This window comes from Agrococcus sp. UYP10 (assembly GCF_040547205.1).
In the GTDB taxonomy this organism is placed as follows: domain Bacteria; phylum Actinomycetota; class Actinomycetes; order Actinomycetales; family Microbacteriaceae; genus Agrococcus; species Agrococcus jenensis.
In genome coordinates this window covers 695,429-710,188 of record NZ_JBEPPG010000001.1, presented here as the reverse complement: position 1 = coordinate 710,188, position 14,760 = coordinate 695,429, and the positions used below count along the sequence as shown (strand labels likewise).

General features: G+C 74.1%; 14 protein-coding genes. 11 read left to right on the top strand and 3 right to left on the bottom strand.

Going from position 1 to position 14,760, the window contains the following annotated elements; translation table 11 throughout:
• Positions 1 to 15 precede the first annotated feature (15 nt).
• Positions 16 to 1,065 (bottom strand): NAD-dependent epimerase/dehydratase family protein, encoded by a 1,050-nt coding sequence (locus ABIB37_RS03485; protein ID WP_354256744.1) that lies wholly within the window; start codon positions 1,063 to 1,065, stop codon positions 16 to 18.
• A 249-nt stretch (positions 1,066 to 1,314) separates the two neighbouring features.
• Here ABIB37_RS03485 and ABIB37_RS03480 point away from each other — a divergent pair, with 249 nt between their 5' ends.
• Positions 1,315 to 2,967, top strand: coding sequence for an HNH endonuclease signature motif containing protein (locus tag ABIB37_RS03480; protein ID WP_354256742.1), 1,653 nt, complete (start codon positions 1,315 to 1,317; stop codon positions 2,965 to 2,967).
• 10 nt (positions 2,968 to 2,977) lie between these two features.
• Here the strand turns inward: ABIB37_RS03480 and ABIB37_RS03475 are convergent, their stop codons facing one another.
• Positions 2,978 to 3,997 carry a GlxA family transcriptional regulator gene (locus tag ABIB37_RS03475; protein WP_354256740.1) on the bottom strand — a complete coding sequence of 340 codons (1,020 nt, stop codon included), beginning with the start codon at positions 3,995 to 3,997 and terminating at the stop codon, positions 2,978 to 2,980.
• Between the two features lie 132 nt (positions 3,998 to 4,129).
• Here ABIB37_RS03475 and ABIB37_RS03470 point away from each other — a divergent pair, with 132 nt between their 5' ends.
• The 10 genes from ABIB37_RS03470 to ABIB37_RS03425 all read left to right on the top strand — a co-directional run bounded on the left by ABIB37_RS03470 (position 4,130) and on the right by ABIB37_RS03425 (position 14,218).
• The gene (locus ABIB37_RS03470; protein WP_354256737.1) at positions 4,130 to 4,408 is read left to right on the top strand and encodes a hypothetical protein; all 279 of its coding nucleotides are present in this window, start codon (positions 4,130 to 4,132) and stop codon (positions 4,406 to 4,408) included.
• Positions 4,409 to 4,502: 94 nt separating this feature from the next.
• Positions 4,503 to 5,828, top strand: a complete 1,326-nt coding sequence (locus ABIB37_RS03465; protein ID WP_354256734.1) for an MFS transporter — start codon at positions 4,503 to 4,505, stop codon at positions 5,826 to 5,828.
• Positions 5,829 to 5,877: 49 nt separating this feature from the next.
• On the top strand, positions 5,878 to 6,051 hold the full coding sequence (locus tag ABIB37_RS03460) for a hypothetical protein (RefSeq protein ID WP_170165556.1): 174 nt from the start codon (positions 5,878 to 5,880) through the stop codon (positions 6,049 to 6,051).
• A 61-nt stretch (positions 6,052 to 6,112) separates the two neighbouring features.
• Positions 6,113 to 7,561, top strand: a complete 1,449-nt coding sequence (locus ABIB37_RS03455) for an amidohydrolase (RefSeq protein ID WP_354256731.1) — start codon at positions 6,113 to 6,115, stop codon at positions 7,559 to 7,561.
• A gap of 76 nt (positions 7,562 to 7,637) precedes the next feature.
• Positions 7,638 to 8,585, top strand: a complete 948-nt coding sequence (locus tag ABIB37_RS03450; RefSeq protein WP_354256728.1) for an acyl-CoA thioesterase — start codon at positions 7,638 to 7,640, stop codon at positions 8,583 to 8,585.
• Positions 8,586 to 8,755: 170 nt separating this feature from the next.
• On the top strand, positions 8,756 to 10,972 hold the full coding sequence (locus tag ABIB37_RS03445; RefSeq protein ID WP_354256725.1) for an acyl-CoA dehydrogenase family protein: 2,217 nt from the start codon (positions 8,756 to 8,758) through the stop codon (positions 10,970 to 10,972).
• 225 nt (positions 10,973 to 11,197) lie between these two features.
• Positions 11,198 to 12,289, top strand: a complete 1,092-nt coding sequence (locus ABIB37_RS03440; RefSeq protein WP_354256722.1) for a fatty acid desaturase family protein — start codon at positions 11,198 to 11,200, stop codon at positions 12,287 to 12,289.
• Positions 12,286 to 12,921 carry a 1-acyl-sn-glycerol-3-phosphate acyltransferase gene (locus tag ABIB37_RS03435; RefSeq protein ID WP_354256719.1) on the top strand — a complete coding sequence of 212 codons (636 nt, stop codon included), beginning with the start codon at positions 12,286 to 12,288 and terminating at the stop codon, positions 12,919 to 12,921. Before ABIB37_RS03440 ends, ABIB37_RS03435 begins: the two co-directional genes overlap by 4 nt.
• 58 nt (positions 12,922 to 12,979) lie before the next feature.
• A complete protein-coding gene (locus tag ABIB37_RS03430) occupies positions 12,980 to 13,423 on the top strand; it encodes a pyridoxamine 5'-phosphate oxidase family protein (RefSeq protein WP_354256716.1) in 444 nt (147 codons plus the stop codon).
• 99 nt (positions 13,424 to 13,522) lie between these two features.
• Positions 13,523 to 14,218 carry an NADPH-dependent F420 reductase gene (locus ABIB37_RS03425; RefSeq protein WP_354256713.1) on the top strand — a complete coding sequence of 232 codons (696 nt, stop codon included), beginning with the start codon at positions 13,523 to 13,525 and terminating at the stop codon, positions 14,216 to 14,218.
• 9 nt (positions 14,219 to 14,227) lie between these two features.
• On the opposite strand, the gene ABIB37_RS03420 is transcribed toward ABIB37_RS03425, so the two are convergent.
• Positions 14,228 to 14,659: a hypothetical protein gene (locus ABIB37_RS03420; RefSeq protein WP_354256711.1), complete on the bottom strand. Its 432-nt coding sequence runs from the start codon at positions 14,657 to 14,659 to the stop codon at positions 14,228 to 14,230.
• Positions 14,660 to 14,760: the final 101 nt, after the last annotated feature.

Below are 14,760 nucleotides of genomic sequence, written 5' to 3'. Positions count from 1 at the left end.
ATCCGACCGCGCGCCTCACTCCAACGGGCTGCGGGAGCGGTGCAGGGCGTTGCCGAGGCCGCCGCGCGCGCCGAGCCGTGCGACGAGCTCACGCAGCGTGTCGATCGAGCTGTGCTGCGGCGACCAGCCGAGCGCCCGGATGCGGTCGGTCGCCATCACGGGCGTCACCGCCGCCATGTCGACCCAGCCGGGATCCGTCGGCTGCAGCCGCAGCCGGTAGGTGACGGCGACGAGCGCGCGCACCACCGGCACCGGGATGGGCAGCCACCGCCGCGCGCCGACGAGCCGGCCGACCGACTGCGGGCTGAGCGGCGGCTCGGCGGCGACGTTGAAGGCGCCGGCGGCGCGGTCGCGCAGCACGCGCCAGTACGCATCCGCGATGTCGTCGGCGTGCACCGCCTGCGTCACGATGCCGGCGGGCCACGGCAGCACGGGCAGGCGCAGGAGCGGCAGCGCACGCAGCAGCGTGCGGGGCACGAGGGCCCCGAGGAAGTAGTCGCGGATCTCGGGCGCGGCCTCCGCCTGGAAGATCAGGCCCGGGCGGAGCCGGGAGACGACCATCTCGGGATGCGCGGCGGCGATGTCGTCGAGGATGCGCTCGACCGCGCTCTTCTGCCGCCCGTAGTGCGAGGTGGGGGCGCCGTGGCGCGGGAAGGACTCGTCGGCGCGCTCGGAGCCCGGCGGGCTCGCGTCGGGGCGCCCGTAGGCGCCGATGCTCGACGCGACGACGAGGTGCGGCACGCCGGCCGCGGCCGCGGCCTCGAACACCCGCCGCGAGCCCTCCAGGTTCGTGCGCTCGAGCAGCTGCTCGTCGCGGTTGGGGCGGATGATCCAGGCGAGGTGGACGACCGCGTCGGCGCACGACAGCACGCGCTCGAGCGCGGGACCGGACTCCGGGTCCGAGACGTCGATCCGGTGCCACTCGACGCCGTCGTAGGGCTCCCCGCCGCGCTCGGGGCCGCGTCGCGAGACGCCCGCGATCGCCGACACCTCCTCAGCGGCGTGCAGCCGGCGCAGCAGCGCCGTGCCGACGTTGCCGGTCGCTCCGATGACGACGATGCGCATGCGAACCTCCATGACCCGTGCGGGTGACCACGTGCGATGCACGTGCGATGACCACTGTGCGATGACCACTGTGGGATGACCACTGCGCGGTGGGCACGCTCGGGTGCGCACCGCGGTGCGGGCCACGGTACGCCCGACGGCTGGCGCTCGCTCCCAGCCCGCGGTCGCGGGCGGCCTCGCGGGCACGGATGCGGCTGCAGCGGTCCATGTGGGTGGCCAGATCTACCCTTCGGGCAAGAGGAGGCGATGATGTCCCGGATCGAGCAGGCAGCGGCAGCGATCGACGCGGCCCGCACGATGCTCGCCGGCCTCGACGGCCTGTCGCTCGCCCCCGACGCCGAGGTCGCCGCGCTGCTCGCTCGCGCCGCTGAGCTCTCGCGCGTCGTCGACGCCCAGCGGGTGCGGCTGGCGGCCGAGGTGGCGGAGCGCTCGCGCGGCTCGATCGACGAGGCGCTATGCCGCCAGCTCGGCCACCGCAGCGCGAAGGAGTGCGTCGGCTCGGTCTTCGGGCTGCGCGGGCGGCAGGCTTCCGACCTCCTCGCGCTCGCCGCCGCGACCTCCGCCCGGCCGGCACTGTCCGGCGGCATGCTGCCGGCGCGCTTCCCGCACGTCGCCGGCGCGCTCGCCGAGGGCGGGCTGTCGCTCGCCCAGGCCGACGCGATCCTGCAGTCGCTCGGCCCCGCGGTGCCGCGCGCCGACGAGCGCGAGCTGGCGTGGGCCGAGCGGGCGCTCGTCGACGCGGCGACCACGCCCACCGCGCCGCTCGTGCCCGAGCTCCTCGCCGTGCAGGGGCGCATGTACGCCGCGGTGCTCGACCCGGACGGCGTGCTGCCGGGAGCCGAGCGGCAGCGGGCGATGCGATCGCTCACCGTGGGCCGCCGTGCCGACGGCATGTGGGTGATCACGATGATCTCGCCGCCCGAGGAGGGCTCGGCGCTCAAGGCCGTGCTCGACGCCTACGAGGGGCCGCGCGTCGCAGTGCGCTTCCGCGACCCGGACGTGCCGGCGGGGGAGGACGCGGGCGACGACGTCCCCGACGGCCGGAGCCCCGCGCAGCTGCGCCACGACGTGCTCGTCGGCATCGTGCGCGAGCACGCCGCCTCGGGCGACGCGCCGACCGTGGGCGGCGAGGCGCCGACGCTCCTCGTCACCGGCACGATCGAGGCGCTCACCGCGGCCATCGACGGCGCCGAGCACCGCGAGCGCTTCGTGCGCGTCGAGCACACCGGCGACGTCGTGCCCATCGACGTCGCCGCGCGGATGCTCTGCGACGCCTTCGTGCAGATCGCCGTCACCGACGCCTGTGGTCACGTGCTCGAACTGGGGCGCGCGAAGCGCCTCTTCAACCGCGCGCAGCGGCGTGCGCTCGCCGCCCGCGACCACGGCTGCCAGGCGCCGGGCTGCCGGATGCCGGCCTCCTGGTGCGAGGCGCACCACGTGCTGCCCTGGCTGCTCGGCGGTCCCACCGACGTCGACAACGGCATCCTGCTCTGCACCTACCACCACCACGAGGTGCACGCCGGGCGACTGGTCGTCGAACGAGCGGGGCCACGGCCAGGGCAGTGGCGCGTCGTCTCGCGGCTCCAGCCGGTCCGGCGCGCGGCGCGCTCGTCGGCGACCGCGGAGCCGAGCTCGGCGGGCTCGCTGGCCGCGGTTGCCGTGGCGCCGCTGGCCATCCGCCTGCCGGATGGAGTCGGGCCGAGCGCCGACATCGAGCCGCTGCGCGTCGAGCCGCAGCGCATCGAGCCGAGAGGGACTGTGCCGCTCAGCGCCCGACTGCTGGGCGACGAGCCGCAGAGCATCGAGCACCGCGCACGGCGAGCCCTCGCCGGGCGTCATCGCCGGCGAGCGCCGCTGCCCGCGGTCGATCTGCACCGCCCGCGGGTCGTGCTGCGGCCCTGACCCGGCAGGGCTAACGCTCGGCCGGCTCCGCCATCGCGACGGGCGCGGCCGACCCGGCCGCGTCCTCCGGCTCCACGCACGCGAAGCGGCGGCGGTAGGCCGACGGCGCGACGCCGAGCTGCCGGGTGAAGTGATGGCGCAGCAGGGCGGCGGTGCCGAACCCCGACTGCTGGGCGACGGCATCGAGCCCGAGGTCGGTCGCCTCGAGCAGCTGCTGCGCGCGCTGCACCCGCTGCGAGGCGAGCCATGCTGCCGGGGTGGTGCCGAGCTCCTCCCGGAAGCGGCGGGCGAAGGTGCGCTCCGACAGGCGTGCCCTGCGCGCGAGGGAGGCGACCGAGTGGTCCTCGTCGATGTGCTCCACCATCCAGTCGATGAGCGGGGCGAGCGTCTCGGCCCGCTGCTCGGCGACCGGTCCGACCGCGAACTGCGACTGGCCGCCATCGCGCAGGGGCGGCACGACCATCGAGCGGGCGATGATGCCGGCGACCTGCGCGCCCTGCAGCTCGCGGACGATGTGCAGCGACGCGTCGATCGCCGCCGCCGTGCCGGCGCTCGACGTGACCGGGCCGTCGTCGACCCACAGCGCATCCCGCTCGACCACCAGCTCGGGGAACTGCGCGGCCAGCTGGTCGGCGTGCCGCCAGTGCGTCGCGACCCGGCGGCCCTCGAGCACGCCGGACCGCGCGGCGATGAAGGCGCCGGTGCACATCGTCAGCACGCGTGCGCCGCGTGCGACGGCGCGCTGCAGCACCCGGGCGACGCTGAGCGAGCACTCGCCGTCGATGCTGCACTCGTCGTAGGGGGTGACGATGACCACGTCGGCCTCGTCGGCGAAGTCGAGCCCCTCGCCGACCATCACCGGCAGGCTCAGGCCGCCGGCGAGGCGGATCGGGCCGGGTGTGGGCGTGACGACGCGGAAGTCGTTGCGCGGCACGCCCCGGTCCGATCGGTCGGTGCCGAAGACCTCGGCCGCGACCGCGAGCTCGAACACGCTCACGTCGTCATCCACGATGCAGGCGATCTTCAGCATGGGGCTCCTTCGACGGTGCGCTGGACCCGACGAGGAGGTCGGGACCGGCCCTGCCAAGTCTGGCAGGATCTTGCCGAGCATTGGCCATCCTGCCACTGGTGGCGGGATCTTGGCAAGCGCAGACTTCCTGCCATGGACATCATCTGGATCATCGTCATCTCCGCCATCGCGATCGTGGCTGCAGCGAGCACGATCCGCGCCCTCATCGCCGAGCGCGCGCCCAGGACACCTGCTGACCCCGAGCGGCTCGCGCTGCTGCGCGACCGCACCGCCGACGACCGGGCGCGGCAGCGCATCGGGCAGGCGGACGAGCGGCTCGCGCAGGAGCGCGATGCCCGCACCGCCGCGCCGCAGCGCCGCCTCCGCACCGACCGCGTCAGCACCGAGCGGCTCTGGGCGGGTGGGCTGTGAGCTGCTCGGCGGAGCGCATCCCGTCAGGGCACACGCCCGCGCCGAGCGCGCGGGCGTGCTGCCTGCCGACGGCGCTCTCCATCAGAATGTCCCGGTGACCACTCGCCGCCTGCACCCCGCGTGGATCGTCGCGGCGGTCGCGTTCCTCGCCCTCGTGGGGGCCGCCGGCTTCCGGGCCGCGCCGAGCGTGCTCATGGTGCCGATCGAGACCGAGCTGGGCTTCTCGCGCACCGAGCTCTCCACCGCCGTCGGGCTCAACATCCTGCTGTACGGACTCATGGCACCGTTCGCCGCCGCGCTCATGGAGCGCTTCGGCCTCAAGCGCGTCACCGCCGCCGCGCTCGTCGTCATCGCGGGCGGCGCCGCGCTCGGCACGCTCGCGCAGCATCCGTGGGTGCTGCTGCTGACCTGGGGCGTCATGATCGGCCTCGGCACCGGGTCGATGGCGCTCGTCTTCGCTGCCGTCGTCACGCAGCGCTGGTTCGTGCGGCACCGCGGCACGGTCTCCGGCGTGCTGACCGCGGGCAGCGCGACCGGTCAGCTCGTCTTCCTCCCTCCGACGGCCTGGCTCGCGACCGAGTGGGGCTGGCGCGAGGCCAGCCTGCTCGTCGCCCTCGGCGCGCTCGCGGTCGTGCCGCTCGTGCTGCTCTTCCTGCACGACAGCCCGGCCGCGCGCGGGGTCACGCCCTTCGGTGCTCCGGATGCGGCGGCCGGCGATGACGCAGAGCCCGGCGCGCGCGCGGTGGCGGCGCCGGGGGTCGAGCCGCGGCGATCGCCGCGCACGAATCCCGCCCGCGCGGCGATCGACGGGCTGCGGGAGGCGGTGCGCCACCGCACGTTCTGGGCGCTCGCCGCCGGCTTCGCCATCTGCGGTGCGACGACGAACGGGCTCATCGGCACCCACTTCATCCCCGCCGCGCACGACCACGGCATGCCGCAGACGGCCGCGGCGGGCCTGCTCGCGCTCGTCAGCATCTTCGACATCGCGGGCACGGTGCTCTCGGGCTGGCTGACCGACCGCTGGAACCCGCGCCTGCTGCTCGTCATCTACTACGTCGGGCGCGGTCTCAGCCTCATGGCGCTCCCGTTCCTGCTCTCGGCAGAGGTGCAGCCGCCGATGGTGGTCTTCATCGTCTTCTACGGCCTCGACTGGGTCGCGACCGTGCCGCCGACGATGGCGCTGTGCCGCGAGCACTTCGGCGAGCGGGCGCCGGTCATCTTCGGCTGGGTCTTCGCGTCGCACCAGATCGGCGCCGCGATCGCGAGCGTGCTCGTCGGCGTCGTGCGCGACGCGATGGGCCACTACACGGTCGCGTGGTTCGCCGCCGCGGGCCTGTGCGTCGTCGCCGCGCTCGTATCGCTCTCCGTGCGCCGGGATCGCACGCCGGAGGTCGAGCTCGACACCGTCCCGGCGCCCTGACCGCATCCGGGCACTGGCGCGCCAGCCGCGACAGGCGGAGGATCGGGGCATGGACGGCACCTGGCTCAGCCACGTCCCGCTGGACGGCACGTGGATCCTGCTCCTCACGACGATCGGCGCCCTCGGCGCGGTGGGCACGATCGTCTCGCTGCTGCGGCAGCGCACGCCCCGCACCCGCATCGACCTGGCTCGCGTCGCGCGCAGCGGCTCACCGGCACGCTGACCCGCTGCAGCGGCTCGCGCGCATGGCGGGCGCGACCGCGCGCTCGCCCCACAATGGAGGCATGCGCCTCGCGAACGCCCGCCTGCTCGACGGCACCCTCTCGGACATCGACCTGCTCGACGGCGAGATCGAGCGCGTGAGCCTCGCCGGCTCGACGGCGGCCGTGGGCGAGCGCCGTGACCTCGAGGGTGCCGTGGTCATCCCCGGCCTGTGGGACGAGCACACGCACATGGGCCAGTGGGCCCGGCACCGCACGCGGCAGAGCGTGCTCGCCGCCGAGAGCGCTGACGAGGCCGCCGCGATCGCCAGGCAGGCCTCGGCGGCGCACGTCGGCACCGACCCGCTCGTGCTCGTCGGCATGCGCGACGGCCTGTGGCCCGCACCGCCGACGCGCGCGCTGCTCGACGCGGCGACCGGCTCCGTGCCCACGCTCGTGGTGTCGAGCGACGTGCACTGCTCATGGCCCAACACCGCCATGCTCCGCCGGCTCGGCATCGAGCTCGAGGGACCGCTGCTGCGCGAGGACGCGGCCTTCGCCGCGCTCACCGCGATCGAGGGGATGCTCGACCCGGCAGCCCTCGACCGCCACGTCGTCGACGCGCTCGCCGCTGCCGCCGCGCGCGGCGTCGTCGGCGTCGTCGACCTCGAGTTCGAGGATGCCGTCGGCGCCTGGGCGCGGCCGGGTCGCTCGACGCCCACGCGCGTCGAGGCGGGCGTCTACCGCCACGACCTCGAGCTCGCCGCGGAGCGGGGCATCCGCTCCGGCGACCCGATCGCCGGTCGCGCGCGCGTCGGCCGGCTCAAGGTGATCTTCGACGGATCGCTCGGCACGCGAACCGCCTGGACGGCGCATCCGTACGGCTGGGGAGGGTCGCCGGCGACCACGGGCGTGCGCAACGTCGACGAGGCAGAGCTCGACCGGCTGCTCGCGCGGGCGGGCGAGATCGGCCTCGACGCGACGGTCCACGCGATCGGCGATGCCGCCGTCACCGCCGCCATCGACGCCTTCGAGCGCGCGGGCATGACGGGCGGACGGATCGAGCACGCCCAGCTCGTCGCGGGCGTCGACATCCCGCGGATGGCGAGGCTCGGCATCGTCGCCTCGATCCAGCCGGAGCACGCGCTCGACGACCGCGAGCTGACCGCCGCGCTGTGGGCCGACCGCAGCCGCGACGCGTTCCGCATCCGCAGCCTGCTCGACGCCGGCGTGCCCGTCGTGCTCGGCTCCGACGCGCCCGTCACGCCGCTCGACCCGTGGCTCGCCATCGCGACCGCGGTCACCCGCACGCGCGGCGACGAGTCGCCGTGGCAGCCGGAGGAGGCGGTCACGCTCGAGCAGGCCGTCGGCATCTCCGCGCGCTCCCGGCTCGCGGCGGGGGAGCCCGCCGACCTCGCGGTGCTCGGCGCGCCGCTGCCGGAGGGCGACGACCCGCACGCGGTCGCCGCGGCGCTGCGCGCCATGCCCGTCGCGCTCACGATGATCGAGGGCGAGACGGTGTTCGAGGGCTGACGCCACCCGATCCGCGCCTGACCCTGCCCTCCGCCCGGCCGAACTGGCAGGATCGGTCCCGGCGAAGGAGCTCCTCATGCGCGATCGGATCACGCTGCGGTTCATGGCCGCACCCACGGATGCCGCGCATGGCGGCGGCACCGTCCAGGCCGGCCGCGTGCTCGAGTGGATCGACAAGGCCGGCTTCGCGTGCGCCGCCGGCTACTCCGGGTCGTACTGCGTGACGGCCTACGTCGGCAACGTGCACTACACGGCGCCCATCCGGCCGGGCAGCCTCATCGAGGCGAGCGCCCGCATCACCCACACCGGTCGCTCGAGCATGCACGTGTTCGTCACGGTCGAGGCCGCTGACCCGCGCACCGGCGAGTTCGAGGTGGCGCTCGACTGCCTGCTCGTGTTCGTGGCGGTCGACGAGCAGGGGAAGGCGAAGGCCGTGCCGCCGTGGCGGCCCCGCACGAGCGACGACGAGCTACTCGCGCGCGGCAGCGAGGAGCGCATCGAGGCGCGGAAGCGCATCCACGACCTGCACACCGCGATCCAGTTCTCGCCGGCGATGACCGGCCCGTCCGAGACCTTCCGCTTCCTCGCGAACCCCACCGACGTCAACTGGGGCGGCAACGCGCACGGCGGCCTCGTCATGCGCTGGATCGACGAGACCTCGACCGCGTGCGCCGCGGGCTACGCCGGCGCCGACCCGGTGGCCGTCTACACCGGCGGCATCCACTTCTACCGGCCCATCCACATCGGCCACATCGTCGAGATCGAGACGCGACTGCTGCACACCGGCCCGCGCTCGATGCACATCCTCGCCCGCACGCGCACGGGCGACCCGCGCACCGACGAGCTCGAGCTCGCGACCCAGTGCATGTCGGTCTACGTGGTGCGCGGCGCCGACGGCGACGCGATGGCGATGGCGCCGCTCGTGCTGCGCTCGGAGGCCGACCGCGTCGCCGATGCGCAGGTCCGCGAGATCATCGGCGAGCGCGCGCAGCTGCCGCCGCTGCCGGTGCCGCGGCGCGACTGAGCCGCCGTCGAGGGGTGCCTGTTCCGACAGCGGATGCGTCGGGCGGTTGTGGATGCGACACAAGTGCCATCGGCCGGGTCCCTGGCCGTTCTGCGGGGGTGGCCAACGCCCGCGACAGACCCCGCGGGCGCGCCTACCGTGGGGGCGCATCCGATCCGTAAGGGGGATCCATGGCCGACCGCACCGCATCCGCACGCCTCGACCGTCGCCAGCGCTCGCGCAGCGCGGAGCCGCGACAGCACGCGCAGGTGGACGTCGACTGGCTCGGCCGCGACCTGCTCGGCGCGTGGCCCGAGCGCCGTCTCGCCGCCCGCGCGAAGGCCGCCGACCCGCGCTACCAGCGCCTCGACGACCTGACCGTCGCCGCGCACCGCGAGCGCGTGATGGACCAGATGCGCCAGCTCGTCGACGACGGCGCCGTGCTCGCCGCGTTCCCCACGCGCCTCGGCGGCCAGGACGACCACGGCGGCAACATCGCGGGCTTCGAGGAGCTCGTGCTCGCCGACCCCAGCCTGCAGATCAAGTCGGGCGTGCAGTTCGGCCTCTTCGGCGCCGCGGTGCTGCACCTCGGCACGCAGCGCCACCACGACGCCTTCCTGCCCGCGATCATGAGCCTCGAGATCCCCGGGGCGTTCGCGATGACCGAGACCGGTCACGGCTCCGACGTCGCGTCGATCGGCACGACCGCCACCTACGACCCGGAGACCGAGGAGTTCGAGATCCACACGCCGTTCCGCGGCGCGTGGAAGGACTACCTCGGCAACGCCGCGCTGCACGGCCGCGACGCCGTCGTGTTCGCCAAGCTCGTCACCCGCGGCGTCGACCACGGCGTGCACGCCTTCTACGTGCCGCTCCGCGACGAGACCGGCGCCTTCCTGCCCGGCATCGGCGGCGAGGACGACGGCTACAAGGGCGGCCTCAACGGCATCGACAACGGGCGGCTCCACTTCACGCACGTCCGCGTGCCCCGCACCAACCTGCTCAACCGCTACGGCGACGTCGCGGCCGACGGCACCTACTCGAGCCCCATCCAGAGCCCGGGCCGCCGCTTCTTCACGATGCTCGGCACCCTCGTGCAGGGGCGCGTCTCGCTCGACGGCGCGGCGGTCATCGCCCAGCAGGCGGCGCTCGCGATCGCGATCCGCTACGGCGCAGAGCGGCGGCAGTTCAACGCGTCGAGCGACGTGCAGGAGGAGGTGCTGCTCGACTACCGCCGGCACCAGCGCCGCCTCTTCACGCGCCTGGCGAAGGCCTACGCGCAGACCTACGCGCACGCGATCCTGCTGACGCAGTTCGACGGCGTGTTCTCCGGCCGCACCGACACGCCCGAGGAGCGCGAGGACCTCGAGACGCTCGCGGCGGGCCTCAAGTCGCTCTCCACGTGGCAGGCGCTCGACACGCTGCAGGAGGCGCGCGAGGCCTGCGGCGGTGCCGGCTTCCTGGGCGAGAACCGGCTCGTGCAGCTGCGCGCCGACCTCGACGTCTACGCGACCTTCGAGGGCGACAACACGGTGCTCCTGCAGCTCGTGGGCAAGCGCCTGCTCGGCGACTTCGCCAAGCAGTTCAAGGGCGCGTCGAAGGCCGACATCGCGCGCTTCGCCGCCGACCAGCTGTTCGACCGCGCGACCGCGCTCGTCGGCCTGCGGACGCTCGGGCAGGACGTGCGCGACCTGCGCCGCGTGCAGAACGCATCCGTCGCCATCCGCGACCGCGACTTCCAGCGCGACATGCTCGAGGACCGCGTCGAGACGATGGTCGCCGAGATCGCTGGCCGCCTGCGCCACGCGCCGCGCGACCAGGCGAAGGCCGCTGCGGCCTTCAACGCCGAGCAGCACGAGCTCATCGAGGCCGGGCGCGCGTGGGTCGAGCTGCAGCAGTACGACGCGCTCGACGCGGCCGTCGAGCGGATGCCCGAGGCCACGAAGAAGGTCATGACGCACGTGCGCGACCTCTTCGCACTCACGATCATCGAGGAGCACGCCGCCTGGCACCTCGAGAACGGCCGCCTGTCGGGCGCCCGCTCGAAGGCCGTCACCTCGACGATCGAGCGGCTGCTGCAGAAGCTGCGCCCGCACGCGCTCGACCTCGTCTCGGCGTTCGGGCTCACCGACGCGCACCTGCGCGCGACGATCGCGACCGGCGCCGAGGGCGAGCGCCAGGCGGAGGCGATCGCCCACTACGAGGCGCTGCGCGCGTCGGGCGCGATGCCCGTGCCCGAGAAGCAGGCGCGCGAGGCGGCGGGGGAGGAGCGGCTCGCCGGCGCCGGCGCCGCACCGCTGCCCCCGGAGGAGGTCGTCGCGATCGACCACGAGCTCGGCGACGAGCGGGACGCCGATGCGATCGAGGCAGCGGATGCGGAGGCGGCGACCGAGGTCGCAGCCCGCTGACGCACGACGCAGGACCCGAGCGCCCACCCGGCGCTCGGGTCCTTCGCCGTCCCGGGACGGTGGGGTCGCGCATGGTGGGGTACAGCGCATCCATCTGCGAGTCATAGGTCGCATGCGGCTGGCGGCATTGCGTACGGCATACGCTGAAAGCATCCGGGGTTCGGAGCATGGATGCTCCCGACCCGTATGGACTGGGAAGTCGCTGCAGAGCCCGAGAGGGGCACAATGACCACCACGATGACCACTGGAGCCCTCCGCTCCACGATCCCCGCGAGCGAGCGCGCCGAGCGCGCCGAGCGCGCGGACTTCCGCGTCGTCGCGAAGGCCGTCCGCGATGCGGGCCTGCTCGAGCGCCGCGTCGGCTTCTACGTCGGCGTGATGGCCGTCCTGGGCGTCGCCCTCGTCGGCCTGCTGGTCGGCTCCTTCCTGCTCGGCGACAGCTGGTTCCAGCTGCTCATCGCCGGCGCCCTGGGCATCCTCTTCACGCAGATCGCCTTCATCGCCCACGAGGCCTCGCACCGCCAGGTGCTGAAGAACGGCCCCGCGAACGACCGCCTGGGCCGCATCCTCGCCGCCGGCGTCGTCGGCATCAGCCACCAGTGGTGGATGACGAAGCACTCCCGCCACCACGCGAACCCGAACCAGATCGGCCGCGACCCGGACATCGACATCGACACGATCTCGTTCCTCCCGAGCGATGCGAAGAAGGCCCGCGGCATCCAGCGCTGGGTCACGCAGCGCCAGGGCTGGCTGTTCTTCCCGCTGCTCACCTTCGAGGGCGCCAACCTCCACGTGCGCTCGATCATGACGCTGCTCGAGCGCCGCCCGGTCGTCGGCCGCTGGCTCGAGCTCGGCCTCATCGCCACCCGCTTCACGCTGTTCATCACCTTCCTGCTGCTCGTCATGCCGCCGCTCATGGCGCTGGCGTTCCTCGGCGTGCAGCTCGCCGTCTTCGGCATCGGCATGGGCGCCTCGTTCGCGCCGAACCACAAGGGCATGCCCACCGTCGGTCGCGACGTGAAGCTCGACTTCTTCACGAAGCAGGTGCGCACCTCCCGCAACATCCGCGGCTGGGGCATGAGCACGCTCATGGGCGGCCTGAACTACCAGGTCGAGCACCACCTCTTCCCGAACATGGCCCGCCCGCACCTCAAGGCGGCGAGCGAGATCGTGCGCGCGCACTGCGCCCAGCACGGCATCCCGTACACCGAGACGAACCTCGTCGGCGCGTACGGTTCCGTCATCCGGTACCTGAACCGCGTGGGCCTCGCCGCCCGCGACCCGTTCGACTGCCCGATGCTCGACGCACGCCGGTGACCGGAGGCCCCACCCGGCCGCGGCTCCCCGTCCGTCACGCGCTCGCCGCCCTGCACTGGCGGCTGAGCCCGTGGCGGCTCGTGCGCGAGCAGCCGCCCTACGACGGCCCGCGGCTGCTCATCGGCGCCCCGCACACCTCGAACCGCGACTTCGTGCTGATGCTCGCCATCTCGTGGGATGCGCGGCTGCCGGTGCGCTGGCTCGGCAAGCGGGAGCTCTTCCAGGGCCCGTTCGGCCGCGTCATGCACTGGCTCGGCGGCATCCCCGTCGACCGCGACGACCCGGCGGGCCTCGTCGACCGCATCGTGCAGCTCGTGCGCGACGACCCGCACGCGGCGATCGTCGTCACGCCCGACGGCACCCGCAGCTCGACGCTGTGGAAGAGCGGCTTCTACCGCATCGCGCTCGAGACGGGCATCGGCGTCACGCTCGGCTGGGTCGACAGCGCGACCGGCACGACGGGGCTCGGCCCGACCATGACGATGACCGGGGATGTGCCGGCCGACATGGACCGCATCCGCGCCTTCTACGCGGGCAAGGTGGGCATCAACCCCGAGCGCACCACCGAGCCGCGACTGGCCGACGAGGCCGGCCTCGCCGCGCGGCTCGCCGAGGAGCGCGGCCGGCGCTGACCGCAGCGGCGCCGGTGAGCCCCTGGTGCGCCGGCCCCGCCGGTGCGAGCATGAGGCCATGGACGAGAGCCCCGTGCACGAGATCAGCGAGGCGGAGTGCCGCAAGCTGCTCGCGGCCTTCGAGTTCGGGCGCATCGCGTTCCGGGTCGGCGACGTGCTCGAGGTGTTCCCGGTGAACTACCACGCCGACGGCAGCGCCATCACGTTCCGCACGTCGCCCGGCACGAAGCTCGCCGGGGTGCTGCTCGCCGACGACGTCGTGTTCGAGATCGACCACATCGGCGTGCGCGAGGCCTGGAGCGTCATCGGCCACGGGCAGGCGCGCCACCTCGAGTCGAGCGACGAGATCGCGGCGGCCGAGCGGCTGCCGATCCACCCGCTCATCCCCACGGTCACCCGCGAGTTCGTGCGCATCGATCTCGATCGCCTCTCCGGCCGGCGCTTCCACCGCCAGGCAGCGCCGGCGCCCGAGAGCGAGCCGGCGGCCAGCGCCACCGACTGACGGCCCGGCAGCGGCCGCGGGAATGCCGTGCCGGGGCCCTCGCGTTGGATGATGGTGACGGGTCGCGGACGAGCGCGCCCGCAGCAGGGGAGCATCCGCATGACGCAGCCGGCCGAGTCCAGCACGAGCACGCTCGACGCCGATCGATCGATCGAGCGCCCGGACGGCGCGACGCTGACCCTCGGCATCCTCGGCGCCGGCAAGGTCGGCACGGCGCTCGCGCGGCGCGCGCTCGCGGCCGGGCACCGCACGCTCATCGCCGGCTCGGGCATCCCCGAGCGCATCCGCCTCATCACGGAGTACCTCGCGCCGGGCGCAGAGGCGATGACGGCGGCGGAGGTCGCCGCAGCCGCCGACGTCGTGATCCTCGCGCTGCCGCTCGGCCAGCACACCGCGCTGCCGGTCGAGGCGCTGGGCGGCAAGCTCGTCATCGACGCCATGAACTACTGGTGGGAGACCGACGGCATCCGCGACGAGTTCACCGACCCGTCCCGGCCGACGAGCGTCATCGTGCAGGAGTTCCTGCCAGGCTCGCGGGTCGTCAAGGCCTTCAACCACATGGGCTACCACGACCTCGCGGACTGGCCGCGGCCCGCGGGCAACCCGCAGCGCCGCGCGATCGCGGTCGCGGGCGATGCCGGCGCCGACGTCGACCTGGTCGCGCGGCTCGTCGACGAGTTCGGCTTCGACCCCGTGGTGCTCGACTCGCTCGAGGCGGGCCTGCGGCTGCAGCCGGGCTACCCGGCGTTCGGCGCGAACGAGGACGCCGCGACGCTCCGCGCGCTCATCGGCTGAGCGCTCGGGTCAGAAGACCTCGATGCCCTGCCGGTCGGCGGCGAGCAGGAGCTCGTCGTAGGTCGAGCGCGTGCCGAACGCCGGGCACGAGTGCGTGGAGTCGCTGCGGGCGATGAAGCTGCCGCTCCAGGGCGAGCCGAGCGGGTAGTCGATGCGCACCTGGTCGAGCCGATGCGTCACGCGCGCGCCGTCGAGCAGCGAGAGCCGGCCGTCCTCCTCGATGTAGACGAGCGCCTGGTCGGGTCCGCGCTCCGGCCACACGTGCGCCTCCGCTCCGGAGACCGCGAGGCTGAGGTGCGGCAGGAGGTGTCCGCCGTCCTTGGCGCAGCGGCGCCCATCCGGGTCGGTCTCGCTGCAGCGCGCGGGTGCCGTGATCGCCTCGCGGCGGCGCGTCGGCGGCCGATCCAGCACCATCGACCTCAGCACCTCGACTGCCCGCATGTGCGCCCCCTCGCGTCGCGAACGACGTTACAGAACGAGGCGGCGGGTCCAGGGCAGGATTCGCTCAAGGCGAGGTGAGCACGTGCTTCGGGCGATCGCTC

Coding starts and splice junctions, on each gene's coding strand:
- ABIB37_RS03440 (WP_354256722.1), top strand. CDS start 11,198: ATGACCACCACGATGACCACTGGAGCCCTCCGCTCCACGATCCCCGCG.
- ABIB37_RS03420 (WP_354256711.1), bottom strand. CDS start 14,659: ATGCGGGCAGTCGAGGTGCTGAGGTCGATGGTGCTGGATCGGCCGCCG.
- ABIB37_RS03425 (WP_354256713.1), top strand. CDS start 13,523: ATGACGCAGCCGGCCGAGTCCAGCACGAGCACGCTCGACGCCGATCGA.
- ABIB37_RS03480 (WP_354256742.1), top strand. CDS start 1,315: ATGTCCCGGATCGAGCAGGCAGCGGCAGCGATCGACGCGGCCCGCACG.
- ABIB37_RS03445 (WP_354256725.1), top strand. CDS start 8,756: ATGGCCGACCGCACCGCATCCGCACGCCTCGACCGTCGCCAGCGCTCG.
- ABIB37_RS03450 (WP_354256728.1), top strand. CDS start 7,638: ATGCGCGATCGGATCACGCTGCGGTTCATGGCCGCACCCACGGATGCC.
- ABIB37_RS03460 (WP_170165556.1), top strand. CDS start 5,878: ATGGACGGCACCTGGCTCAGCCACGTCCCGCTGGACGGCACGTGGATC.
- ABIB37_RS03455 (WP_354256731.1), top strand. CDS start 6,113: ATGCGCCTCGCGAACGCCCGCCTGCTCGACGGCACCCTCTCGGACATC.
- ABIB37_RS03475 (WP_354256740.1), bottom strand. CDS start 3,997: ATGCTGAAGATCGCCTGCATCGTGGATGACGACGTGAGCGTGTTCGAG.
- ABIB37_RS03485 (WP_354256744.1), bottom strand. CDS start 1,065: ATGCGCATCGTCGTCATCGGAGCGACCGGCAACGTCGGCACGGCGCTG.
- ABIB37_RS03430 (WP_354256716.1), top strand. CDS start 12,980: ATGGACGAGAGCCCCGTGCACGAGATCAGCGAGGCGGAGTGCCGCAAG.
- ABIB37_RS03470 (WP_354256737.1), top strand. CDS start 4,130: ATGGACATCATCTGGATCATCGTCATCTCCGCCATCGCGATCGTGGCT.